Here is a 22,458-nt window from a genome sequence, read left to right on the forward strand (position 1 = left end):
CCTTTATTCCTGAAATGTCGGAACAATGCGCGATCCGGTCGTTCCGTTCGGCTGATGGCACGGGGCTCCCCGGCCATCGCCGCGACACCATTCCGGCATGTCGCGGCGACGGCCTCACGCGACTCCGTCACGCCGCCGCGCCGCTCAACGCCGGATAGTCGACATACCCGCGCGCATCGCCGCCGAAGAACGTGGCGCGCTGCGCGTCGTTCAATGGCGCGCCCGTCTTCACGCGCGTCACGAAATCCGGATTCGCGAGCACCATCTGCCCGTACGCTTCGAGATCGGCGAGACCCGCTGCTACGTCGGCGCCGATCGAATCGCGCGCGCGGCCCGGGCGATTGAGAATCAGCGTGCCGCGCCAGCGCGCGCGCAGATCCGCGAGCAGCGACTCGTCACCCTGGTGCATCACGTGCAGATACGCGAGGCCGAGCGCGTCGAGCTGCGTCGCGAGGTAGCGGTACAGGTCGGCGCTGTCCGGACCTTCGTCGATGCCCCACAGCGTGGTGCCGGGCGACAGGCGGATCGCGGTGCGGTCCGCGCCGATCTCGTCGGCGATCGCCGCGGCGACTTCGATCGCGAACCGGGCGCGATGCTCGATCGATCCGCCGTATGCGTCGGTCCGCGTATTGGCGTTCGGCGCGAAGAACTGCTGGACCAGATACCCGTTCGCACCGTGGATCTCGACGCCGTCGGCGCCGGCTTCGATCGCGCGCCGCGCGGCGAAGCGGAAGTCGTTCACGGTGTCGCGCACCTCGGCAGTCGTCAGCGCGCGCGGCACCGGAATCTCCTGCATGCCCGTCGCGGTGAACATCGGCACGCCCGGTGCAATCGCCGACGGCGCGACGCCCGGCCGGTGATGCGGTGTGTTGTCGGGGTGCGACATGCGGCCCACGTGCATCAACTGGATGAACAGCCGGCCGCCGCGTGCGTGCACGTCGTCGCTGATCGTCTTCCAGCCGGCGACGTGCGCGTCGGTATAAATGCCCGGCGTCGTCAGGTAGCCCTGGCCGTCGTCCGACGGCTGCGTGCCCTCGGTAACGATCAGCCCGAGGCCGGCGCGCTGCGCGTAATACTCGGCGGCCAATATGCCGGGCGTGCCGTCGAATGCGGCGCGGCTGCGCGTCATCGGCGCCATCACGAGTCGGTTGTCGAGCGTGTACCGGCCGACGCGGACCGGGGCGAACAGTTGCTGCGTATCTTCTTCATCGGCACGTGCCGAAACGAACAGGGGTTTCATCTCGTTTTCCTCATCGAAGTTCGGAATGCGTCATCGGGGCGATGCCGCATCGGGCGCTCACCGCGCACGTTGCGCCGGCCTCGCGCCCACGTCTGCATCATCCATTGCTTCCTTTTCGAGATAAACCGGGTATCGTGGAGAACATTGATCCATTGGTGGAGCATTCCGCATGGAACTGCTGAACGACATGGCGCTGTTCGTGGAGGTCGTGAAGGCGCGCGGCTTCCGCAGCGCCGCCGACACGCTGGGCATGCCGAACTCGACGCTGTCGCGGCGGATCGCCGCGCTGGAAAAGGCCATCGGCCTGCGCTTGCTGCATCGCACGACGCGCCGGATCGAACTCACGGAGGCCGGACAGCTGTATTTCGCGCGCTGCAAGCGGATCGTCGACGAGGCGCGGCTCGCGCACGAGCAGCTCGGCGAGCTGCTGGCCGAACCGTCGGGCGTGCTGCGCGCGTCGTTTCCGGTCGATTTCGCGGTGATCTACCTGACGCCGCTGATCGTCGAATTCGCGGCACGGTATCCGAAGCTGACGTTCGATTTTGAACTGACGTCGCGGCGCGTCGATCTCGTCAGCGAGCCGTTCGACGTCGCGATCCGCATCGGCGAATCCGCGGACTCGCAACTCGTCGCACGGCGGCTCGCGACGTTCCGCAACTGCCTGTATGCGTCGCCGCGTTATCTCGACCGCGCGGGCGAGCCGCTCGAACCGGCCGACCTGACGCGGCACCAGTGCATGAGCGTACAACGCGTTGCCGCATGGACGCTGCTCTGCGGCGAGCGCACGGTCGAGGTGCCGGTGGGCAGTCGGTTTGTCGTGAACAGCGTCGGCATGAACCGGCAGCTGGCCGTGCACGGCGCGGGAATCATCCAGTTGCCGGAGGAAGTGGTGGCCGATGATGTGGCGGCCGGCCGGCTGCGCCGCGTGCTGCCCGACTGGGAGGGCACGCCGGTGCCCGTCTACGCGATGACGGAAACGCGGTTGCTGCCCGCGAAGACGCAGGTTTTCATCGAATTCTTGCGCGCGCATTTCGCGCGGGAGTGATGCGGGAGCGTGTGCGGCGGTGTGTCGAGCTGCTTCAGGAGACGCTCGTACGGTGTGCCGTGCGCTTACTTCCCGTTACGCTTCGCTGCCGGCGCCGCGGCGGACGGATCGCTGACCGGCACCATGCGTGCCTTCCCGTCGCTCGCGGTATTCGTACCGTCGTCGGGATCGAGCACGAAGCGGAACGCGTCGACGCGCTGCATCACCTTCGCCGCATACGCGTTGGAGCCGCCATAACTCCTCAGCCCGGCTTGCACGTTGCCACCGGCCGCCCGCACATAGCCCGACAGGATCTTGGAGCCCGCTTCGACGTTCGCATTCGGCTCGGTGAGGTCCTTCACGTCGCGCAGCATGCCGCGGTGTGCTGCCGGCACGACCTGCATCAGCCCGGTCGCGCCATGCTGGCCGCGCGCTTTTTCCTGAAAGCGCGATTCGATCGAGATAATCGCGTAAACGAGTGCCGGAGGCAGCGAATATTTCGTCGCAGTGACGCTCACGATGTCGGCGAGCTTCGCGGCGCGCTCTTTCGCGACGCCGAATTTCTTCGTCAGGTAGGAGGTGATGCGGCGGTTTGCTTCGTTCGGCTGATCGTTCGCGAGCGGGGCGGAGGCCTCGGCCGGCGCGGATGCGGCCGCTTCGGGCGCGGAGGCAGGCAGCGTTGGCACCTGCTGCGCCGAGGCCTGTTGCGCAATGCCGAGCGAAAGCACGATCAGCCAGAGAAACCGTCGTCGCATGGTGGAGTGCGGGGAAATGAGAGGCGCATAGTATATCGGCCAATCGTGGTACGCGTTCGAGCGCAGGCTCGAATGAAAGCACGATGTAGGCTTGTATCGATGCGCGCGGCGCGCAGACGGGATCGTTGCACGAACACGCATCGGAGTCCGGAGGAAGCCCGTCCGGCATTTTTCGCGCCCCCTTTTTCTCCCGCGACGCAGCGACTGCGGGTGCGTAATCCGCCTGCCGCCTGCCGCGTGCTACGCCCGCCGCGCGCCCGCCACCCGCGCGATCGCCCCGATCGCATCGCTGACCAGCACCGCGAGCAGCCCGACGATCACGCCGCCCTGCAGCACGAACGCGGTGTTCGACGTCTGCAGGCCCGCGATGATCACGTCGCCGAGCCCGCGCGCGGCAACCGTCGAGCCGATCGTCGCGGTGCCGAGATTGATCACGACCGCGAGCCGGATGCCGTTCACGATCACCGGAAACGCGAGCGGCAGCTCGACCGACACCAGCTGCTGCCAGCCGCTCATCCCCATCCCGCGCGCGGCGTCGACGACGTCGCGCGGCACGTCCTCGAGCCCCGCGATCGTGCTCTCGAAAACCGGCAGGAGCCCGTACAGCACGAGCGCGATCAGCACGGGTTTCAACCCGAAGCCGACGGCCGGTACCGCGAGCGCGAGCACCGCGACGGGCGGAAAGGTCTGGCCGATGTCGACGACGCTGCGCGCGACCGGCAGGAAATCCGCGCCGGACGGCCGCGTGACCGCGATCCCGGCCGCGACCGCGATCAGCGTGCCGAGCAGGCTCGACAGCGCGACGGTGCCGAGATGCGCGAGCGTGAGATCGAGCAGGCTCGCGCGATCGTAGATGACCGGCGCGCCGTTGTCCGCGAACGGCGCGAACACGCCCTGCAGCCACGCGGGGCGCAACAGCAGCACGAGCAGCAGCGCGAGCGCGACCGCGCGCGCGACATGCGCGGGCAGCCGCCGCGGCCGGGACGAGTGCGAACGCGCGGGCCGCGTCGTCATGCGGGCTTCCTCGCGTGCGCGCGGATCGCGTCGAGCGTGATGCGGCGCACGGCGTGCCCGTTGCCGCCTTCGACCGGCAATGCGTCCGCTCCGCGCCACAGCAGTTCGGACACCGCGTCGCGCAGCGTGCGTGTCGCGGCGATCGGTTCGCCGTCGGCGTGACCGGGCTCGGCCACCGCGTCGATCGGCGTCAGCGCGAGCAGGCGCAGCGGCCGGTCGACGCCGGCGACGAGCTGTTCGACGACACCCGCCGCCGGCTTGCCGAGAATCTCGGCCGGCGACGCGACCTGCAGCAGCCGGCCGCCGTCCATCACCGCGATCGTGTCGCCGAGCTTCAGCGCTTCCTCGATATCGTGCGTGACGATCACGACCGTGATGCCGAGGCGGCGCTGCAGTGCGTACAGATCGTCTTGAGCCTTGTTGCGGATGATCGGATCGAGGGCGCCGAACGGCTCGTCCATCAGCAGCATCGCGGGCTCGGCCGCGAGCGCGCGCGCGACGCCGACGCGCTGCTGCTGGCCGCCCGACAGTTCGTGCGGCAGCTTGTCCGCGAATTCGGACGGCGCGAGATGAAACAGGTCGAGCAGTTCGCGCACGCGTGCGTCGATGCGCTCGGCCGGCCAGCCGAGCAGGCGCGGCACGGTCGCGATATTGCGCGCGACGCTCCAGTGCGGGAACAGGCCGTGCCCCTGGATCACGTAGCCGATGCGACGCCGCAGCTGCTCGGGCGGCACGCTCGCGGTGTCGACGCCGTCGATGCGGATCGTGCCGCCGGTCGGCGCGATCAGCCGGTTGATCATCCGCAGCAGCGTCGACTTGCCGCTGCCCGATGCGCCGACGAGCGCGGTGATCGTGCCTTGCTTCATCGTCATCGATACGTCGTCGACGGCGACGACGTCGCCGAAGCGTTTGCCGATGCGTTCGATCTCGATCATGCGGTACGTCCCTTCGCGAGCGTGGTCGCGGCTTCGAACACGACGGCGGCCGCCAGCGCGAGCGCGATCGTCGGGATCGCGCCGAGCAGCACGAGATCGGCGGCCGATTGCCCGATTCCCTGGAAGATGAAGATGCCGAACCCGCCGCCGCCGATCAGCGCGGCGACCGCGGTCAGGCCGATGTTCTGCACCAGCACGATGCGCACGCCGCTCAGGATCACCGGCAACGCGAGCACGAGATCGACGCGCAGCAGCCGCTGCGCGCGCGTCATGCCCATCGCGCGTGCTGCTTCGGTCACGTGCGGCGGCACCTGCTCGAGCCCGACCACGACGCTCGACGCGATCGGCAGCAGCGAGTAGAGAAACAGCGCGAGCACGGCCGGCGCGACGCCGATCCCGCGGATGCCGAGCGCGGCCGCGAGCGGCACGTGCGCGGCGAGCAGGCCGAGCGGCGCCATCATCAGCCCGTACATCGCGATGCTCGGGATCGTCTGCACGATATTGAGCACCGGCATCACGACGGTGCGCACCGGCGCGACCCGCGCGCACGCGATGCCGAGCGGCAGGCCCGCGACGAGCGCGGCCGCGACCGAGCCGCCCGCGAGCGCGACGTGCCGGATCGCCTCGCGCCAGAAGTCGTCGCTGCGCACCGCGTATTCGCGCATCACGGACAGGCCGTCCCACCAGCCGCTCGCGAGCGGCAGCGATATCGCTGCCATGGCGACGGCGAGCGCGACGAGGCGTCGCCACGGGCCGAAGGCGAGCCGCGCGAGCGCGTCGGCGACGAGCACGGCCCACGCGAACAGCAGCAGCCACACGCCCGCCGCGGGCGACACGCGTGCGAGCGCGTCGTCGGCGGCGACGGCGTGCGTCGCGGCCGCACCGACCGCGTAGGCCAGCGTCGCGAGCCACGTGCAGCCGGCCGCGAGCCGCCAGGCGGGACGGCTCGCCGTCATCGCCCACAACGCGCCGACGAGCCACAGCGCGGCGAGCGCGGCACCCTGCACGGCGGGCAGCGCGGCGAATACCGACAGCCCCGTGCCGGCCGCGATGCGGTTCGGCCGCAGCACCATGAACGGCATGCCGAACACCGCCACGATCGTCAGGACACCGATCAGGATACCGACCTTGTCGAGCGTGATGCGTCGCGCGGACGCCACCGCGCGACCCGTCACTTAACGAAGCCTTTCGACTTCAGGTAACTTTTGGCCACGCCGGCCGCCGGTTCGCCGTTGATCTGGATGCGCGCGTTCAGCGTCTGCAGCGTCTTCAGGTCGAGGCTCGCGAACACGGGTTTCAGGAAGTCGGCGATTTGCGGATGCGCGTTCAGCACGGCTTCGCGAATCACTGGCGTCGGCGCATAGACGGGCTGCACGTGCTTGTCGTCGTCGAGCACGACGAGGCCGCTCGACGAGATGCCGCCATCGGTGCCGTACACCATCGCCGCGTTTACGCCGTCGGTCTGGTTCGCGGCGGCCTTGATCGTCGCGGCCGTGTCGCCGCCCGACAGCACGACGAGCTGATCGGGTTTCAGCTTGAAGCCGTATGCCTTTTCGAACGACGGCAGCGCGGACGCGCTGTTCACGAACTCGGCCGATGCCGCGAGCTTCAGCTTGCCGCCGCCCGCGATCCACTTGCCGAAGTCGGAGAAGGTCTTCAGGTGCTGCGCTTGCGCGACCGGCGCGAGCACGGCGACGCCCCACGTGTTGTTCGCGGGCGCCGGCGTCAGCCAGACGAGATGGTTCGCCGCGTAGTCGAGCTTCTTCGCGGTGTCGTAGCCCTGGCTCGCGTTCTTCCACAGGGGATCGTCGGCCTTGTTGAAGAAGAACGCCGCGTTGCCCGTGTATTCGGGGTAGATGTCGATCTCGCCGCTCGTGAGCGCCTTGCGCACGATCGGGGTCGTGCCGAGCGCGATCTTTTCGGTGACGGGGATGCCGTGGGCCTTCAGCACCTGTGCGATGACGTTGCCGAGCAGGTTGCCTTCGGTGTCGATTTTCGATGACACCACGACGGGCGTGTCGGCGTGCGCGCCGGGTGCGACGACTGCGGCGGCGAACGCGAGGCCCAGGATGCGGGCGGGCAGGGCGAGCTTCATCGGGGCCTTTCTCCAGAACGGGGACGTACGCCGAAAGTTACTTGACTGAGTCGGCTTTGGCAAACCGCGTGCGGCGGCACGTCCACAGCACGCGTGGGGGTAACCCGCATGCGTCGCACGCCGTTGTTACACTGGAGCGCATTCCCGCCTGCGGACACTTGCTGACATGAAACCCGAGCTACTGGTCCTTATCGCGCTGCGCGACGACGCGCACCGCCAGATCGCCGCGTCGTACGACGTCCACCATGCACCGACCGCCGAGGAACGCGAGCGCGCGATCGCCGAACACGGCCGCACGATTCGCGCGGTGTTGACCAACGGCAGCACGGGCCTGACAGCCGCCGAAATCGATCGTCTGCCGCAGCTCACGTTCGTCAGCGCGCTCGGCGCCGGCTACGAGCACATCGACGTCGCGCATGCGAAGGCGCGCGGCATCACCGTGGTGACGGGCGCGGGCACCAACGACGATTGCGTTGCCGATCATGCGTTCGCGCTGCTGCTGGCGGCGGTGCGCAACGTCGTGCAACTCGATGCGAAGACCCGCGCGGGCGTATGGCGCGACGCGCTGCCGATGCCGCCGAACGTGTCGGGCAAGAAGCTCGGTATCGTCGGGCTCGGCAAGATCGGCGAGAAATGCGCGCGGCGCGCGGCCGGCTTCGACATCGAGATCGGTTATCACAACCGTTCCGGGAAAGATGTTCCGTATCGCTATTTCGAGCGCGTCGAGGCGCTCGCGCAATGGGCCGATTTCCTGATCGTCGCGACGCCGGGCGGCGCGGGCACGCGTCACCTGATCGACCGCGCGGTGCTCGATGCGCTCGGCCCCGGCGGGTTTCTCGTCAACGTGTCGCGCGGCAGCGTTGTCGATACCGCCGCTTTGGCGGATGCGCTGAGCGAACGGCGCATCGCGGGCGCGGGGCTCGACGTGTACGAAGGCGAGCCGGAGCCGCCGCGCGCGCTGACGGCGCTCGACAATATCGTGTTGACGCCGCACATGGGCGGCTGGTCGCCGGAGGCGCTCGATCGCTCGGTCCAGCAGTTTCTCGACAATGCGGCGCGGCATTTCGCCGGGGAGGCGGTGCTGACGCCGCTGTGAGTGTGGTCCGTGCGGCGCGCGGGCATGTATCCGCAACCCGCACGCGAAAATCGGAAAAATTCGCATCATGGCCGGCCATTCGGCGCCGGAACGTCGATCCCGCTGCAATGACATCGCACTCCATGCCGTCCGGCTGCTGCCGGACGTGTGCCGTTCATGGAGACGATCGATGACTATCGCTGCCGTACCCTTCGTGCCGAGGCGCGGCGGGGTCGGCCGCCAACCCCGCGAACATACCGGCGACGATCAACTCGTCGAGCGCGCGAACGTGTGGCCGGATGTCGTGCCCAGGCGTCTTGCGGCGGGCTGAGCCGCGTTGCCGATGAAGAACGGCGCCACGCAACGGTGCAGCATCGCCGCGTGGCGCCCAGGGTGCGTTTCGTGTGGATTCGGGCGCGTGCGATCGTTCACGATCGCACGCGCATCCTTTGGGCCACCGCGCCCGTTTTGCGTGCGCCGGGTCAGGACGACACCAGCGGCACCGTCACCGACGTTCCTGCCGGGTCGAGCGCGAGCCCCGTGCCCGGTGCCGGCCGCAGCGTCGCCTCGTTGTCGCTCGACAGCACGACGAGGCCGAGCCTGTGACCCGCTTCGAGCGTGTAGTCGCGCGGCATGAACGTCAGCTTCAGGTCATACGGCATGCCCGGCAGCACCGGCGCCGAGATCCAGTCCGACACGCGGTTGCGCGGATCGGTCCATGCCCGCGAGACGATCGTCGCCGTGCCGTCCGGTGCGCGGTCGACCAGCAGCGCCGTCACGTTCGCGACGCCGGTGAAGGTCAGCCGCACGCGGGCGGTCGCGGAGCCGGACAGGCGCGTCGCGGTCGTGAACGGAGTCGTCTCGAAGCGGCTGCGATGCTCGCCGGTCGGCGCGTTCGCCAGCGTGAGCGCGGGAATCGACGCATCGTCGGTGAAGCGCGCGAGCGGGCCGCCGCTCGGCAGCCGCGACAGCGTGCCGGTGCCCGTGCCGTCGCCGCCCGCGAAATACGCGACCGGCGTGGCGCGCCGCGCGGCCCAGTCGGTTTCCTTCAGCAGCGTGCCGTCGGCCTGCGCGACCACCGCGCGCGGATCGCGTTCGACGCCGTTGTCGACGCCGATCAGGTAGCGCGTGAACCAGCGGTTCACCTCGGCGGTCCACGCATCGGCCATCGCCGGCACGCGGGTCGGGTCGGTGTGCTTCAGGCGATGCAGCCACAGCTGCGTCGGCACGCCCTGACGCCGCATCGCGAGATACCACGACGTCGACTGGTCGACGCGCACGTTGTCGTCGGTCAACCCTTGCGCGACGAGTGCCGGCGCGACGGCGCGCTCGGTCGGGATGTCGCGCGCGGCCCAGAACGGCGAATAGTCGCCCGTCTTGCGGTCTTCCTGCTGCAGCGCTTCGTCGACCAGGTGCGTGCAGCGCTCCGGATGCGCATTCGTCAGCAGCGCCTTGATGTAGACGTCGACGTCCTCGCCCTGATAGCCCTGCGGCGCGCGCACGAGGCCGCCCGAGCGATAGTAGCCGTACATGTTGGACAACCCGGCAATCGGCACGATCGCATCGAGCCCGCGGGTGCGCAGGCTCGCGACCATCTTCGGCAGCGTGCCGTCGTACGACACGCCGTACATGCCGACGTGGCCCGTCGACCAGCTCGCGACGACTGCCTTGCCGCTCGCATCCTTCGCGGTCGCATCGCGGCCGAGCCAGCGGATCACCGACGCCATCGCGACGGATTCGTCGCGCGTGAGGATCGTCGGGCAGCCGTCGGAGCCGGCGGTGCCGAGCGAGTCCGCATAGACGATGGTGAAGCCGCGCGGAATGAAGTAGCCCTCGATCCACGAACGGCCGGCCGCGGCCGCCTCGAGCTGCTGCAGCATCCGCACTTGCGGCGCGGCGGCCATGATCCGCGTGGACGTGCTGCCGGGGGCGGCGGCCGTCGCAACGGGATGCGGCGAGCCGTCGAGCTCGACGTCGACATCGTGGTTCGGGCTGTCGGCAAGCCCCGCGTAGTACGGGCTCGCGAGCACGATGACCGGCGTGCGCGCGCCGTTGGCGGTTTCGGACGGACGCACGATGCGCACGTGAATGCGGTCGCGCGTGCCGTCGCCGTCGGAGTCGACCGGCGTGTCGATCCACGCGTTTTCCTCGATCGTGCCGCCCGACAGCGACGGCTGTACCTGGCCGTTGCTGATCACCGGTTTGTAGCGTCCGCCGCTCGCCGGGTTCGCGTACGGGACGCCGGACGGCGACACGCGCGCTGCGAGCGATTGAGCGCCGGCCGCCGATGCAGCGGCCTCGTCCTGTTGATTTTGCGCGAGCGCGGAGACGCCTGCCACGCTGCCGCCGTCGTCACCGCCGCACGCGGCGAGCGTCGCGGCCGCAACGAGCGCGGGTAGCCATGCGCTGCGCGATCCTCTGATATGAAATTGCATTGCCGACCTCGTTCTTTTGATTGTGTGGATACGACCGTTCCGCGATACGCCCCCTGCGGGCCGGGCCGATTACTGCATGCGACGAAGGGGAAACTGCACCATCGGGACAACGCCGGGCGCGATCCCGGCCGGAAAGCGGCGGCAGTGCATTGCAGTCATGCAGGACTACGAATCAAATGCGCGCATGCCACGCGTCCTTCCAGATGAAACGGAACGACATCATTCGATGAGACGGGGATGTTGCGAGCTGCGGTGCTGCGCTGCGAAAAAACACGACGCGACGCGCGTGCGGCGACGGAATGAAACGGATCGGCGGTTTCGGCCGCGCCGCGCATCGTGATGGCTTGCCGGTTCGCGTTTGCTTTCCGGAAGCTTGCGCAAAAGTTATCTCAGCGAAAACGGCGTGTCAAACTTTTTTAACTGTAGGTAAAAAAGTTTCGATGCGCATGCCGATGCGGCGCGCATAGTGCGATGACCTCGCGCATGTGCGGCGACGCGCTTGCCGTTGCTTCGCGTCCTGTCGCCCCAAGCAAAACGGGCGGTGACGAATCGCATTCGCCACCGCCCGCATCGCCGGATGCTCCCGGTCTTCCTTCCATTGATCAACGCCCGCGCGCGCCGTCACCCGTCATCCGCCTTCGCCTGCAGATCCTTCAACCCTTGAATCACGACCAGCAGTGCGCGCCCGTGCTCGTCGGAGCCGTCCCACGCGTCGACGATCGCGTCGCGCAGCAGGTCGTTGTAGCGGCGGCGCGCCGGGCCGGTATCGACGCCGTAGAAACTGCATAGCTTGTTGAATGGCGCGCTGCGCCGCAGCCGATGCCCGTTCGACAGCCGCAGCCGCGACACGGTCGGCTGGCTGACCCCGGAAAGTCGCGCAATTTCGCTGGACGAGCGCGTGTCCGCCATCAGACGGCGTAACAGGTCTTGTACAGGAAAATCGTGATCCGGGGCTTCCATACGATGCATTATACCTATACAGTTACGGTTGTTGAATGGGCTTGCTGTCACCAGCGAGGCTGTATCCCGAGAAAGTTGATGACACTGAAACACCTCCCTCCCACGTTCTGCTGGACGAAGATCGGTACCGAGTCCGGCGAGGAACTGCCGACCGTCGTGCTCCGCAAGGAATGGGAGCGCCGGCTCGGAGGCGGGCGTTTTCTGTGGGGCATCAACCAGCCGCTCGGCAGCAGCGCGCAAGTCGCCGCGCATCGCACGGGCTCGCTGCTCGCGCTGTTCTCGCCGGTTGCGTCGCGCACGCGGCCGGGCGAGCGCAAGCGCGAGGACGCGCTGCTGTGGAATGCCTGGGTCGACGCCAGCGGCCAGGTGCGGCCGCTGCCGCCGCACACGTTCATTGCAAGCCGCGCGACGCTGCCGTCGGGCCGGCGTCGCGAACAGCACTACGCGCTCGTCTGCGCATCGTCCACCGCGCTGACGGTCGGCACGCAACTGCGCGTGTGCCCCGATCACCTGCGCAGCGTGAGCACGGGCAAGCCGCTCGGCGTCGCGCAGGGCGCGGCCGTGGTCGACTGCATCGGGCGCGCGAAGGAACAAACCGGCAAGAGCTATCCGCTCGCGCTGTCGGTCGAACTCGAGGCACCGTATTTCGTGCGGCTCGCACAGCCGTGCGTGCTGAAGGCGCGCGATCTCGCCGAAGTGAACAAGGCGACGCGCGCCGGCGATTTCGACCGCTTCGTCGAACTGGTCGCGCGCTTGCGCGGCCGTTCGCCGACGGATGCCGTGCGCGGCGTCACGCGCGACCTGTTCGACGTGCCGCCGATCGAAACGGCGGCTGCCTACGTCGCGCCCACGCATGTCGCGCGGCTGCGCAGCCGGCCCGCGGCCGAGCATCCGGGCGAGCTCACCGGCGATCTGTTCGATCTGTCGCCCGGCGAAGCGGCCGCGTTCGGCGGTCTCGCGCATCCGCGCATCGGGCGCGCATGACGTTCGCGCCGCCGGTGCGCGGCGCGTGACGCGAGGCAGGGCAGATGAATGCGCGTGCAACGACGCGCATGCGTGTGGCCGCCATCTCGGCGCGCGCAAGAATTTGTTGCAATCTCGCCGTAGCGGATCGGCGGGTGCGGAGCGACAATCGCCACGAAGCGTGCCGCGCGGTGGCCGTGCATCGACAGGCGGCTTGCCGTCGTTCACGCCGCCGACATGCGCACCACGCACACTGGGCGTCGGCTTGCTTCACACAGCAACCCTGAGGGAGAAGTGTCGATGTCGACCCACACCTGTTCGCGGGAAGCCCGGGCCGCGCAACGCTTCGTCGAGGCGACGCGCAACGTCGACCAGGCGTTTCGCGCCGTGCGCGGCGAAAGCGACGACGACATCTCGTCGGCCGACTATGCACTTGCGATGTCGCGCCTCGATCGCGCGCTCGACGAACTGGCGCGCGCGCAGGAATTCTTCGATCGCGTGGTGGGCGCCGACGCCGCGCGCGGCAACTGAACAACTGAACTGAATTCGCGGCCTCTGCTTTTGCTTCGGCCGCGGTTGTCTGCCGTTTTTCGTTCTGATCGTTTCGCCGCGTCATGCGACGTTCGTTGGCGTGCCGACGTACCAGCATGCCGGACGACAACGTCCGGCATGTCAGTCGCTCATCCTCCGCCAACCGGCCATTACACCCGTCGCATCGTGCAGTCGGGCGGCGCGCACCCGGTTTCAGCAGACGAACATCAAACCTTCCGCCCTTCGACCGGATAACCGGGATCCGTGTACCCGTGTGTCGACGCATGTCCGGGCGGCACCAGCGAATCGACGAAGCGTTCGTCGTCGGGGCCGAGTTCGAGCGTCAACGCATCGATGTAGCTGTCCCAGTGCGCTTCGGTGCGCGGCCCGGCGATCGTCGAGCTGACGATCCGGTTCTTCATCACCCAGGCGAGCGCGAACGCGACCGACGTCGTGCCGCGCGCGGCCGCGTGCTCGGCCACCTGCCGCGCGATGTGCAGCGACTCGGGCCGCCATTCCGTCTGCTGGATGCGCCGGTCGCCACGGCCCGCGCGCGAATCGGCGGGCGGCTGCGCGCCGGGCGTGTATTTGCCGGTCAGCACGCCACGCGCGAGCGGGCTGTACGGCACGACGCCGATGCCGTAATGCGCGGCCGCCGGCAACTGTTCGACCTCGGCCGTGCGATCGACGAGGTTGTACAACGGTTCGCTCGCCACTGGGCGATCGATGCCGAGCTGGTCGGCGAGGCGCACGATCTCGGCGATGCGCCAGCCCTTGAAGTTCGACAGCCCGACGTAGCGCACCTTGCCTTGCCGGATCAGGTCTGCCACCGCGCGCATCCCTTCTTCGAGCGGCGCATCGGTCAGCGCGCGGTGGAAATAGAGGATGTCGATGTAATCGGTGCCGAGCCGCTTCAGGCTCGCGTCGACCGATTCGCAGATCCATTTGCGCGACTGGCCTTGACGGTTCGGCCCCGCGTCCGGACCGGCCGGAAAGCCGAACTTCGTCGCGACGACCCACCTGTCGCGATGCCGCGCGATCGCACGGCCGACGATTTGTTCCGAGCGTCCGGCGTGATAGACGTCGGCCGTGTCGATGAAGTTGATGCCCTGGTCGAACGCCTTGTCGATGATGCGCGTCGACGTCGCTTCGTCGGTCTCGCCGCCGAACATCATCGCGCCGAGACACAGCGGCGACACTTTCAGCGCGCTGCGCCCGAGATAGCGGTAATCCATGGTGAAGCTCCATGCGGGCGAGCGCCCGCGTCGATTGAAGTCGGTTGAATGAGCGTGCGGTCCGGATGTGGCGCTCACACGCCTGCTTCGTCGAACACGCGCTTCGCGATCGGTAGCGCCGAGCTGGCGGTCGGCCAGCCCGAATAGAACGCGAGATGCGTGATCGCCTCGATCAGCTCGTCGCGCGTGATGCCGTTGTCGAGCGCCTTCTTCAGATGGAACGGCAGTTCGTTCACGCGATACAGCGCGACGAGGCTCGCGACCGTGATCAGGCTGCGATCGCGCGGCGACAGGCCGGGGCGCTGCCACACGTCGCCGAACAGCACGTTGTCGGTGTAGTCGGCGAGAGCCGGCGCGATTGCGCCGAAGGCCTGGCGCGCGGCGGAAGTCGGTTCGGACATCGAGGGCTCCGGAGGACGTGGAAGACATCGACGATGGTAGCCACCGACGCGCTATCGATAATCCCCAGGAATGCGCATGCACTTATCGAACCGGTTCATGAATGGCCGGGATGGCGCAGCGCGTCGACGATCAGCGCGAAAGCCCGCGACGATTGCCGCCGGCTCGCGTAGTACAGGTGGTGGCCGGGAAAGGTGGGACACCAGTCGTCGAGCACGCTGACGAGCCTGCCGGTACCGACGTGCGGCGCGGCGAGTTCGGCCGGCACGTACGCAAGGCCGTAGCCTGCGAGCGCCGCGTCGAGCATTTCATAGGTGCCGTTGAACGTGACCTGGCCGTCGACGCGCACCTGCAGCGTGTCGTCGCCGCGCGCGAGTTCCCACGCGTACAGCGCGCCGTGAGTCGGCAGCCGCAGGTTGATGCAGTCGTGCGCGACGAGATCCTGCGGCGTCGCGGGGTGCTCGCGTTGCGCGAAATACGCGGGCGCGCCGACGATCGCCATTTTCAGGTCGGGCGAGATGCGCACCGCGATCATGTCCTTCGCGACCTGGTCTCCCAGCCGCACGCCGATGTCGAAGCGTTCCGCGACGATGTCGGAGAGCCCGTAGTCGGTTACGAACTCGACCTTGAGGTCGCGGTAGTCGAGCAGGATCGGCGACAGCTTTGGCCACAGCAGCGTGCGGATCACGTAGTCGGTCGCGTTGATGCGCACGGTGCCGGCCGGTTTGTCGCGCAGTTCCGCGAGCGCCGACAGTTCGGCCTCGATTTCGTCGAAGCGCGGCGCGAGGTTGAGCAGCAGGCGCTCGCCGGCTTCGGTCGGCGCCACGCTGCGCGTCGTGCGCGTGAGCAGCCGCACACCGAGACGCGTCTCGAGCGAGCGGATCGTGTGGCTGAGTGCGGATTGCGACACGCCGAGCCGGGCGGCCGCGCGCGTGAAGCTGCGCTCGCGCGCGACGGCGATGAAGGCGAGCAGGTCCGCAAAGTTGTCGCGCGGCATGGAGGAAGTCGGGTGGTCGATGCCTGCGCATCCTACCATCGGGTCCGTCGCGCGCTGCGACGACCCACGGGCGCGGCAGCGCGATGCGCGTCGGGCTGTCCGCGTCACGCCGGCCGGACGGCGCGCGACACGGGTGGGCGGATCCTACGCGTAGCCGCCGTGCTGGAACGACGTCGCGAAGAACTGCATCTGGTAGCGGATCGCGTGCGCCCAGTAGTCCCACGTGTGACCGCCCGGACGCTCCGCATAGTCGTGCGGCACGCCGAGTGCGACGAGTCGTTGATGCAGCGTGCGGTTCGAGCTGACGAACGAGTCGTCGCGGCCGCAGTCGATCGTCAGGTCGAGATGCGCACGGACGAACGCGCGCGCGCTTTCGACGATCGCGTTGCGGTTCCAGAACGACGGATGGCGGACGGGATCGCCGAACACGTGGTCGATGCCGGGCTCGTCCTCGCAGCAGCGCGGATCGACCGCGCCGCTGATGCTGCCGACCGCGCCGAACGTGTCGGGCCGGTCGAGCGCGATGCGCAGCGCGCCGAAGCCGCCCATGCTGAGCCCGGTGATCGCACGTGCGCCCTTGGTCGCGATGGTTCTGAAGTGCATGTCGACATACGACACGACTTCGTCGCCGACGAAGGTTTCGTAGCGGCTGCCCGAGTCGAACGGGCTGTCGATGTACCAGCTTTCGTGTCCGCCGTCGGGCATCACCAGGATCACGTGATGGCGATCGGCCAGCGCGGCGATCCGCGTGTTCGCGGTCCAGTCGGTGTGGTCGCCGCCGGAGCCGTGCAGCAGGTAGACGACCGGAAAGCGCTCGACGGCGCGTTCAGGCCCGTGGCGCAGGCGCGCATAGTCGTCCGGCAGCACGACGGTCGCCTTCAGCGTCTCGTTCATCGCCGCGCTCGGGATCGCGACGACCCGCGTCTGAAAGGCGAGGGCCGGGCCCGCGACGGCGAGCAGCAGCAGTAGCCAGAACGTGCGGATCAGGTTCATGGAGCCTCGCATGTGTCGTTTCCGTTCGGCAGTCGGGCATCGGGAAAACCCTGTTTGGCGACTCTAGCAACCGTGCCTTTCAGCCAAATTTCGGCGAATCCTACGAGTTGTCAGGTGGCCGGCGCCCAGTCCGGCGGCCGCGCGCGTCAGCCGAGGCAGCGCGCCAGCGCCTCCCGGAACGCGGCGGGCCGCTCGGCCGGTATCAGGTGCCCGCAGCCGGCGATCGTCTCGAAGCCGGCGCAGCGCGCGAGCGCCCAGTCCGGCACGTGCCAGCCCGCGCGCGAGCGATCGCCGGCGACGAGCCACACCGGATGGCGCTCGAATACTTCGGCCAGCAGCTGCAGATAGCCGGGTTCGCCCGTCGTCGCGACCACCGAGCGTCCCATCGCGCGCAGCGTCGACGCCGGCTGATGCGCGAGCCAGCGGCGCGCGTCGTCGAGCTGGCGCGGCGACGGTTCGTCGATCGCGCCGCGCAGCCAGCCGGATGGATCGCTGCGCAGGCCGTCGAGCATCGCGTCGGCTTGCGCGGGCGACATGCGGCCGACCGACGCCGACCAGAATGCGTCGTCGAGCGTGAAGTTGCCTTCGACGTTGACGATCCGGCGCACGCGCGCCGGATGGGCATGGGCGAACAGCATCGCGATCGCGCCGCCGACCGAGTGACCGACGAGATCGACCGGCTGCGCGCCGTAGTGCGTGTCGACAGCCTGCCGCAGATGCTCGACCTGCGCGGCGAGCGTGATCGCGTCGAACGGCGTGTCGCGATGGATGCCGTAGCCGAGCAGGTCGGGGGCGAGATGCGGGCCGGGCCATGCGGGCACGTCGAACGTGCCGATGAAACCGTGGACGAAGACGACGGGCGGGGCGGGCAGGCTCATTGGACGGTCGACGACGGAAGGGGCGGCAATTCGAGTTCGGCGAGCAGTTCGTCGAGTTCGAGCACGTGGGTGCGATCGTGGTCGAGCAGCTCGCGCACGAGTTCGTCGAGCGACATCCGGCGGATGCCGTCGCGCAGCCCGCAGCGCGCCAGTTCCGACGGTTGCAGCGCGGCGGCCGTCGCGCACAGCGCGGCGCGACCGGCGCGGAACGTGGCAAGCGCGTCGTCGAGCGGCTGCGCCAGATAGTCGCGCTGCGCGGCGAGTGCCGTCCCGTCGACGGAGGCGATCACCGGCAATTCGTGCGCGCGCACGACTTCGATGCGTTCGGCGAACACCGCGTCGAGGTCGCGCAGGTGGCATGCGTGCTCGACGAGCGAGAAGCCCGTGCCGGCCGGGCGGCGTGTGACGAGCACGGCGGGAAAGTGCGCGGCATACGCGGCGATCCGCGCGGGCATCGCGGCCAGCTCGACGACGACGTCGGCGAACGGCAGCACCCGCGGAAATGCGCTGAATACCGCGCCGTAGCTGAACAACGCGCCGCCGATCCGGCCGCGCGCCTGCACGACGTCATGCCCGTGGCGGCGCATCACGTCGGCGACCATCGCGCCGCAGAACTGCCGGGCCGTCGTATCGGCTTCGATTTCGGGAAATTTGTGCGCGATTTCGTGCTGGATCGCGCCGATCGCGGCGACGCCGACACGCGACAGCGCCGCGAATTCGACATAGCGCTCAGGCCGCGCGATCAGCGCTTCGAGTTGCGTGCCGAGCGGCGTCGCGCGAAAGCGGTCGAAACGGGAATGCATGGTGGAAAGCGTTTGTCGGTCCAGTAACGTGTCAAAACGATACGTTACTGGACCGACGGCGTCAACCGGAGCGCTTCGGGCAACGCGCTGCATTACTCCTTGCCGGTGCCCCGGGCTGCCTGTTCGATCAGCTTCGCGACTTCAGCGGGATGCGAGATGTAGGCGACATGGCTCGACTTGAGTTCGATCGTCTTGCTGCCGGCGCGTTGCGTCATGAAGCGTTCGAGCTCGGGGTTGATCGCGCGGTCCGCGGTGGCGACCACCGCCCAGCTCGGCTTCGTCCGCCATGCGGCGTGCGTGATCGGCACGCCGAACGACTGCGCGGCCGGCGTGACTTGCGAGATCGCCATGAATTTCGCTTGGGCGGCCGGCACGTCGGCCGCGAAGTCGGCATGGAACGACGCTTCGTCGAAATACAGATGGCCGTCTTCGGTGGCCTTGATCGCCTTTGTCGCGGGCGGCGTCTTCCTGGTCAGTTCGAGCGGGCTTTCGCCGGTGTCGGGCTGGAATGCTGCGACGTAGACGAGGCCCGCGACCTTGTCGTCGTTGCCGGCTTCGGTGATCACCGCGCCGCCGTAGCTATGGCCGACGAGGATGCTCGGGCCGTCCTGCGCGTCGACGACGCGCCGGGTTGCCTTCACGTCGTCGTCGAACGACGTTTCCGGCTGCTGCACGACGGAAACCTTGTAGCCGTCACGTGTCAGGATGTTCGAGACGGCTTGCCAGCCAGAGCCGTCGGCGAAGTAGCCATGAACCAGCACGACGTTCTTGACGGGGGCGGCGACGGCCGCATGCGAGCCGAGTGCGGCGGCGGTCAGGGCGAGTGCCGCGGCGATCTGGCGGACTTGGGAAAAGCGCTTCATTTTCATTCTCCAGAAGGAAGACAGGGTAGGAACCGTCGGATATCGACAGGCGTCTTGTTCCGTCGATGAAGTCATCCTACTAGTAGGTAGGATGACGTGCAAGAAGAAATCACGGCTGGAAAAGAGTATCTCAGGGAGGTAAACTATCCGTGTTTTTCATCCGACTAGATGGTAGGCAAGATGACGGTATCAGGGGACAGTACGGCGGGGCGCATACTCGAAGCCGGGCGGCAACTGATCATGCGGCGCGGCTACAGCGGGTTCAGTTATGCCGACATCGCCGAGGCGATCGACATCAGGAAGGCGAGCATTCACCACCACTTTCCGACGAAGGCGGATCTGGCGGTCGCCGTGCTGCAGCAGTCGCAGGCGAAATTCGATGCCGACATGGCGTTGCTCGACGCGAGCGGTGCCGACGCGCTGGTGCAGATGCGCGCATACATCGGCTACTGGGAACGCTGCATCGCGGACGACAGCGCGCCGTTCTGCGTCGCCGGCATGCTCGGCGCGGAGTTGCCGGCGCTGCCCGACGAAGTCGCGCGGGCGGTGAAGGCGCATTTCGACGACCTTGCGGCGTGGCTGGTGCGCGTGCTCGACACCGGCGTGAAAGACGGCGTCGTGCAGCCGGGCGTGTCGGTGCAGACCGAGGCCGCGACGTTCGTGTCGCTGGTCTATGGCGCAATGCTTGCCGCGCGGGCGTACGGCAATGCCGGGATGTTCAGGGACGTGACCGCTGGGGCGGTCGAGCGGCTCGCGGTGCCGCGCAATCGCGCGTGAGCCATGCACGCGTCGGCGGGTAGCGAAGGCGCCCGGCGGTCATGTGGAGTCGCCAGACGCCGCACGGCTTACGTGCGCTTCCCGGCCTCGGCTTGCGCGCTCAGTGTCGCTTTCAGCGCCTGCAGTTCGGCCGTGAATGCCGGGCTGAAGTCCTCGGCTTCGAACAGCGGGCGGATTTCGATGTCGGAGTCGCCGCGCATCGGATTCGGGCAGCGCTTCACCCATTCGACCGCTTCTTCCATCGATTTCACCTGCCACAGCCAGAAGCCGGCGACGAGCTCCTTCGTTTCGGCGAACGGGCCGTCGATGACGGTGCGGTTCTTGCCGGCAAAGTGGACGCGCTTGCCGCGCATGCTCGGCTGCAAGCCGTCGGCGATCAGCAGGATGCCGGCCTTCGCCAGCTCCTCGTTGAAGCGGCCCATCGCAGCGAACATTTCAGGGTCGGGCATCCGGCCGGATTCGGAATCGGCGGTGGCCTTGACGATTACCAGGACGCGCATGGTCGTATCTCCTTGGGGTGGGTGGTCGAATGATCGTCCGCCGCAAGGCGAACGGGCTTACGACATCAGGACGGCCGGCAAGCAGGGAAATCGACAACGGAGGTGAAAAAAAAGCGCCGAAGGGCAGGCTGGAACGGCGGGTGGCGCGGTGCCGGGGCGCGATCGACCCGAGACTTTCCGGGCGGGCCGCCGCGCACGGCTGCGAGGCGGCCCGCCCGGCGGGCAGGTCAGTGCGATCCGTCAGTTCCCGGCCGGCGGCGCCTTCGGGCCGTCGCCGAGTTGCGCGCGCAGCCGCGCTTCCTGCTCCTGCAGCTCGGGCGTGAATTCCGCGCCGAAATCCTCGGGCGAGAACACCTGGCGGATCTCGATGTCCGATTCGATCGGCATCGGGTTCGGACAGCGCTTGACCCATTCGACGGCTTCTTCCATCGAGTCGACCTGCCACAGCCAGTAGCCGGCGATCAGTTCCTTGGTTTCGGCGAACGGGCCGTCGATGACGGTCCGGTCCTTGCCGGAGAAGTGCACGCGCTTGCCGCGCGAACTCGGGTGCAGCCCTTCGCCGGCCAGCATCACGCCGGCCTTCACGAGTTCCTCGTTGTACTGGCCCATCGCGGCCAGCAGTTCGGTATCGGGCATCGCGCCCGATTCGGAAATGGCCGTTGCCTTGACGATTACCATGACGCGCATCGTTGTGACTCCTTGAACGGGAAAGGGAAGATCCGCGACCGGCCGGCCGTGCGGACGGCAAATCGATCGGTTACGACACTACGACGCGCGACGATCGCGCGAATCGACATCGCGCGAAAAAAAATCTCGATGCCCGATGACGCGGCGAGTCGCGCAAGCCGGTTGATTCCGGTACGGGTCGATCGTGCCGCGGCGCGCTGGAGCCGCCGGTCAAAACTGGTATGCTGGTCTGCATTACGTTCATGCGGAGGGCGCCATGGCAACGAAGGAAGTCTCGAAGAAAAAGTACCTGAAGATTCTGAACAAACGCCTGCGGGCAGAGCCGGATGCGCCGGCCGGCGCGTCATTCGTGTTCTTTCCGCTCGGCGCGAAGGCCAAGCATGCGACGGGCGTCGTGGCCGGCGAGCCGCGCAGCAAGCGCGAACTCGCGGTGATGGCCGCGGTCCAGAGCAAGGCGTCCGCCGAATTCGTCGTGACCGGCGCCTGACCGGCGACGGGCTGCCGGCTGCCGCACGCGACAGCGCGTGCGCTATGCCGCGGCCGCGTCGCAATGCGCGATCACACCGGCGATCACGCGCGCAATGTCGTGCGTGATCGCCGGGCCGTGCATCGGCAGGATGATGTCGAGATCGAGCGCCTGGATGCGGCGCAGTGCGCTCGCCAGGTGCGCGAGCGACGGCAGGTAGTCCGAGCGCGTGATCGCGTCGAGGATCGCCGGCAGCGGGTCGTCGGTTTCCTCCCTGCCGAAGCGCATCAGGATGTCCGACGACAGCAGCGCCTTGTACGCCGGCAGGTACACGACGAGCGAATCCCACTGATGCACGTGTTTCGTGAAGACCGGCACGACGTCGATGCCCGACAGCGTCCTCGGTTCACCGTCCGTCAGCGGAACCGCATGTACGCCGAATACGTCGGCAAGCCCCCAGGTACACATCGGATGCCCGTACGCGACGAGCGCCGGGTTGGCCGCGAGGAAGTCGGGCAGCGCGCCCATTTCGTCGGCCTCGAAGTGCGGGACGATCACGCTGCTGACCATCGATGGCGCGATGCCGATGGTGTTGAGTGCCGCGCTCAGTTGGGTGAAATTGGAACGGGTGCCCGTTTCGACGCACAGCACGTCGCCGTGCGTCGATCGTACGAAGAACTGGCTGAAGCTCAGGTTCAGCGTTTCGACGTAGGACGTGGCGCGAAACAGGCCGTCGCGGACGACGTCGATTCGGGAGGCGCTCATCGGGGATCCTCGCGCAGGGAAGGGAGCCGGGCCGTCCGCGCGTCGCGGGTTGCGGCGCGGCAGACGGC

The 22,458-nt window shown here is 68.1% G+C and carries 24 protein-coding genes and 1 pseudogene; 7 read left to right on the top strand and 18 right to left on the bottom strand.

All coding sequences use genetic code 11. The features are described from left to right. Window positions 1–127 precede the first annotated feature (127 nt). A complete protein-coding gene (locus DID98_RS15460) occupies window positions 128–1,240 on the bottom strand; it encodes an alkene reductase (protein ID WP_124521424.1) in 1,113 nt (370 codons plus the stop codon). 169 nt (window positions 1,241–1,409) lie between these two features. On the opposite strand from DID98_RS15460, the gene DID98_RS15465 reads away from it, so the two are divergent. Further along, window positions 1,410–2,285 (top strand): LysR family transcriptional regulator, encoded by an 876-nt coding sequence (locus DID98_RS15465; RefSeq protein ID WP_124521425.1) that lies wholly within the window; start codon window positions 1,410–1,412, stop codon window positions 2,283–2,285. Window positions 2,286–2,350: 65 nt separating this feature from the next. Here the strand turns inward: DID98_RS15465 and DID98_RS15470 are convergent, their stop codons facing one another. From DID98_RS15470 to DID98_RS15490, 5 genes are all read right to left on the bottom strand, one after another. Then, the gene (locus tag DID98_RS15470) at window positions 2,351–3,019 is read right to left on the bottom strand and encodes a lytic transglycosylase domain-containing protein (protein WP_124521427.1); all 669 of its coding nucleotides are present in this window, start codon (window positions 3,017–3,019) and stop codon (window positions 2,351–2,353) included. 240 nt (window positions 3,020–3,259) lie between these two features. After that, on the bottom strand, window positions 3,260–4,033 hold the full coding sequence (locus DID98_RS15475; protein WP_124521429.1) for an ABC transporter permease: 774 nt from the start codon (window positions 4,031–4,033) through the stop codon (window positions 3,260–3,262). Then, entirely contained in the window at window positions 4,030–4,968 is a 939-nt protein-coding gene (locus DID98_RS15480; protein ID WP_124521431.1) for an ABC transporter ATP-binding protein, read from the bottom strand. The genes DID98_RS15475 and DID98_RS15480 overlap by 4 nt, the downstream gene beginning before the upstream one ends. Further along, on the bottom strand, window positions 4,965–6,143 hold the full coding sequence (locus tag DID98_RS15485) for an ABC transporter permease (RefSeq protein ID WP_124521433.1): 1,179 nt from the start codon (window positions 6,141–6,143) through the stop codon (window positions 4,965–4,967). Before DID98_RS15485 ends, DID98_RS15480 begins: the two co-directional genes overlap by 4 nt. Continuing rightward, complete coding sequence (locus tag DID98_RS15490; protein WP_044844405.1) at window positions 6,140–7,063, bottom strand: ABC transporter substrate-binding protein; 924 nt, start codon at window positions 7,061–7,063, stop codon at window positions 6,140–6,142. Before DID98_RS15490 ends, DID98_RS15485 begins: the two co-directional genes overlap by 4 nt. A 166-nt stretch (window positions 7,064–7,229) precedes the next feature. On the opposite strand from DID98_RS15490, the gene DID98_RS15495 reads away from it, so the two are divergent. Both DID98_RS15495 and DID98_RS35830 read left to right on the top strand, forming a co-directional pair. Then, a complete protein-coding gene (locus DID98_RS15495) occupies window positions 7,230–8,159 on the top strand; it encodes a 2-hydroxyacid dehydrogenase (RefSeq protein ID WP_124521435.1) in 930 nt (309 codons plus the stop codon). A gap of 178 nt (window positions 8,160–8,337) precedes the next feature. Further along, window positions 8,338–8,469, top strand: a pseudogene (locus DID98_RS35830) (Zn-dependent hydrolase); the annotation flags it as partial. 151 nt (window positions 8,470–8,620) lie between these two features. On the opposite strand, the gene DID98_RS15500 reads toward DID98_RS35830, so the two are convergent. Further along, window positions 8,621–10,573 carry a Xaa-Pro dipeptidyl-peptidase gene (locus DID98_RS15500; protein WP_124521437.1) on the bottom strand — a complete coding sequence of 651 codons (1,953 nt, stop codon included), beginning with the start codon at window positions 10,571–10,573 and terminating at the stop codon, window positions 8,621–8,623. A 621-nt stretch (window positions 10,574–11,194) separates the two neighbouring features. Next, on the bottom strand, window positions 11,195–11,533 hold the full coding sequence (locus DID98_RS15505) for a helix-turn-helix transcriptional regulator (RefSeq protein WP_044844401.1): 339 nt from the start codon (window positions 11,531–11,533) through the stop codon (window positions 11,195–11,197). Between the two features lie 78 nt (window positions 11,534–11,611). Between DID98_RS15505 and DID98_RS15510 the strand changes: the two genes are divergently transcribed. Together DID98_RS15510 and DID98_RS15520 are read left to right on the top strand one after the other, a co-directional pair. Then, entirely contained in the window at window positions 11,612–12,517 is a 906-nt protein-coding gene (locus tag DID98_RS15510; protein WP_124521439.1) for a hypothetical protein, read from the top strand. 279 nt (window positions 12,518–12,796) lie between these two features. After that, window positions 12,797–13,027 carry a hypothetical protein gene (locus tag DID98_RS15520; RefSeq protein WP_124485119.1) on the top strand — a complete coding sequence of 77 codons (231 nt, stop codon included), beginning with the start codon at window positions 12,797–12,799 and terminating at the stop codon, window positions 13,025–13,027. A gap of 227 nt (window positions 13,028–13,254) precedes the next feature. Here the strand turns inward: DID98_RS15520 and DID98_RS15525 are convergent, their stop codons facing one another. The 7 genes from DID98_RS15525 to DID98_RS15555 form a co-directional block, all read right to left on the bottom strand. Further along, complete coding sequence (locus tag DID98_RS15525; RefSeq protein WP_124521443.1) at window positions 13,255–14,262, bottom strand: aldo/keto reductase; 1,008 nt, start codon at window positions 14,260–14,262, stop codon at window positions 13,255–13,257. A gap of 74 nt (window positions 14,263–14,336) precedes the next feature. Then, window positions 14,337–14,663 carry a carboxymuconolactone decarboxylase family protein gene (locus DID98_RS15530; protein WP_059466882.1) on the bottom strand — a complete coding sequence of 109 codons (327 nt, stop codon included), beginning with the start codon at window positions 14,661–14,663 and terminating at the stop codon, window positions 14,337–14,339. Between the two features lie 95 nt (window positions 14,664–14,758). Then, entirely contained in the window at window positions 14,759–15,658 is a 900-nt protein-coding gene (locus tag DID98_RS15535; RefSeq protein ID WP_124521445.1) for a LysR family transcriptional regulator, read from the bottom strand. Between the two features lie 144 nt (window positions 15,659–15,802). Further along, on the bottom strand, window positions 15,803–16,651 hold the full coding sequence (locus tag DID98_RS15540; protein ID WP_185500329.1) for an alpha/beta hydrolase family protein: 849 nt from the start codon (window positions 16,649–16,651) through the stop codon (window positions 15,803–15,805). Window positions 16,652–16,797: 146 nt separating this feature from the next. Further along, window positions 16,798–17,529: an alpha/beta fold hydrolase gene (locus tag DID98_RS15545; protein WP_124521447.1), complete on the bottom strand. Its 732-nt coding sequence runs from the start codon at window positions 17,527–17,529 to the stop codon at window positions 16,798–16,800. Next, the gene (locus tag DID98_RS15550) at window positions 17,526–18,332 is read right to left on the bottom strand and encodes a DinB family protein (RefSeq protein WP_124521449.1); all 807 of its coding nucleotides are present in this window, start codon (window positions 18,330–18,332) and stop codon (window positions 17,526–17,528) included. The genes DID98_RS15545 and DID98_RS15550 overlap by 4 nt, the downstream gene beginning before the upstream one ends. 92 nt (window positions 18,333–18,424) lie before the next feature. Then, a complete protein-coding gene (locus DID98_RS15555; RefSeq protein ID WP_124521451.1) occupies window positions 18,425–19,195 on the bottom strand; it encodes an alpha/beta hydrolase in 771 nt (256 codons plus the stop codon). A 180-nt stretch (window positions 19,196–19,375) separates the two neighbouring features. Between DID98_RS15555 and DID98_RS15560 the strand changes: the two genes are divergently transcribed. Then, window positions 19,376–19,972 (top strand): TetR/AcrR family transcriptional regulator, encoded by a 597-nt coding sequence (locus DID98_RS15560; RefSeq protein ID WP_124521453.1) that lies wholly within the window; start codon window positions 19,376–19,378, stop codon window positions 19,970–19,972. A 68-nt stretch (window positions 19,973–20,040) separates the two neighbouring features. Here the strand turns inward: DID98_RS15560 and DID98_RS15565 are convergent, their stop codons facing one another. Together DID98_RS15565 and DID98_RS15570 are read right to left on the bottom strand one after the other, a co-directional pair. Further along, window positions 20,041–20,472 (bottom strand): YciI family protein, encoded by a 432-nt coding sequence (locus DID98_RS15565; RefSeq protein WP_044844390.1) that lies wholly within the window; start codon window positions 20,470–20,472, stop codon window positions 20,041–20,043. 240 nt (window positions 20,473–20,712) lie between these two features. After that, on the bottom strand, window positions 20,713–21,159 hold the full coding sequence (locus tag DID98_RS15570) for a YciI family protein (protein WP_124485127.1): 447 nt from the start codon (window positions 21,157–21,159) through the stop codon (window positions 20,713–20,715). A 256-nt stretch (window positions 21,160–21,415) separates the two neighbouring features. On the opposite strand from DID98_RS15570, the gene DID98_RS15575 reads away from it, so the two are divergent. After that, window positions 21,416–21,646, top strand: a complete 231-nt coding sequence (locus DID98_RS15575) for a hypothetical protein (RefSeq protein WP_044844388.1) — start codon at window positions 21,416–21,418, stop codon at window positions 21,644–21,646. A gap of 42 nt (window positions 21,647–21,688) precedes the next feature. Here the strand turns inward: DID98_RS15575 and DID98_RS15580 are convergent, their stop codons facing one another. Beyond that, window positions 21,689–22,390: an MBL fold metallo-hydrolase gene (locus DID98_RS15580; protein WP_124521455.1), complete on the bottom strand. Its 702-nt coding sequence runs from the start codon at window positions 22,388–22,390 to the stop codon at window positions 21,689–21,691. Window positions 22,391–22,458 lie beyond the last annotated feature (68 nt).

It is taken from the genome of Burkholderia sp. Bp8984, from assembly GCF_003853755.1.
In the GTDB taxonomy this organism is placed as follows: Bacteria; Pseudomonadota; Gammaproteobacteria; order Burkholderiales; family Burkholderiaceae; genus Burkholderia.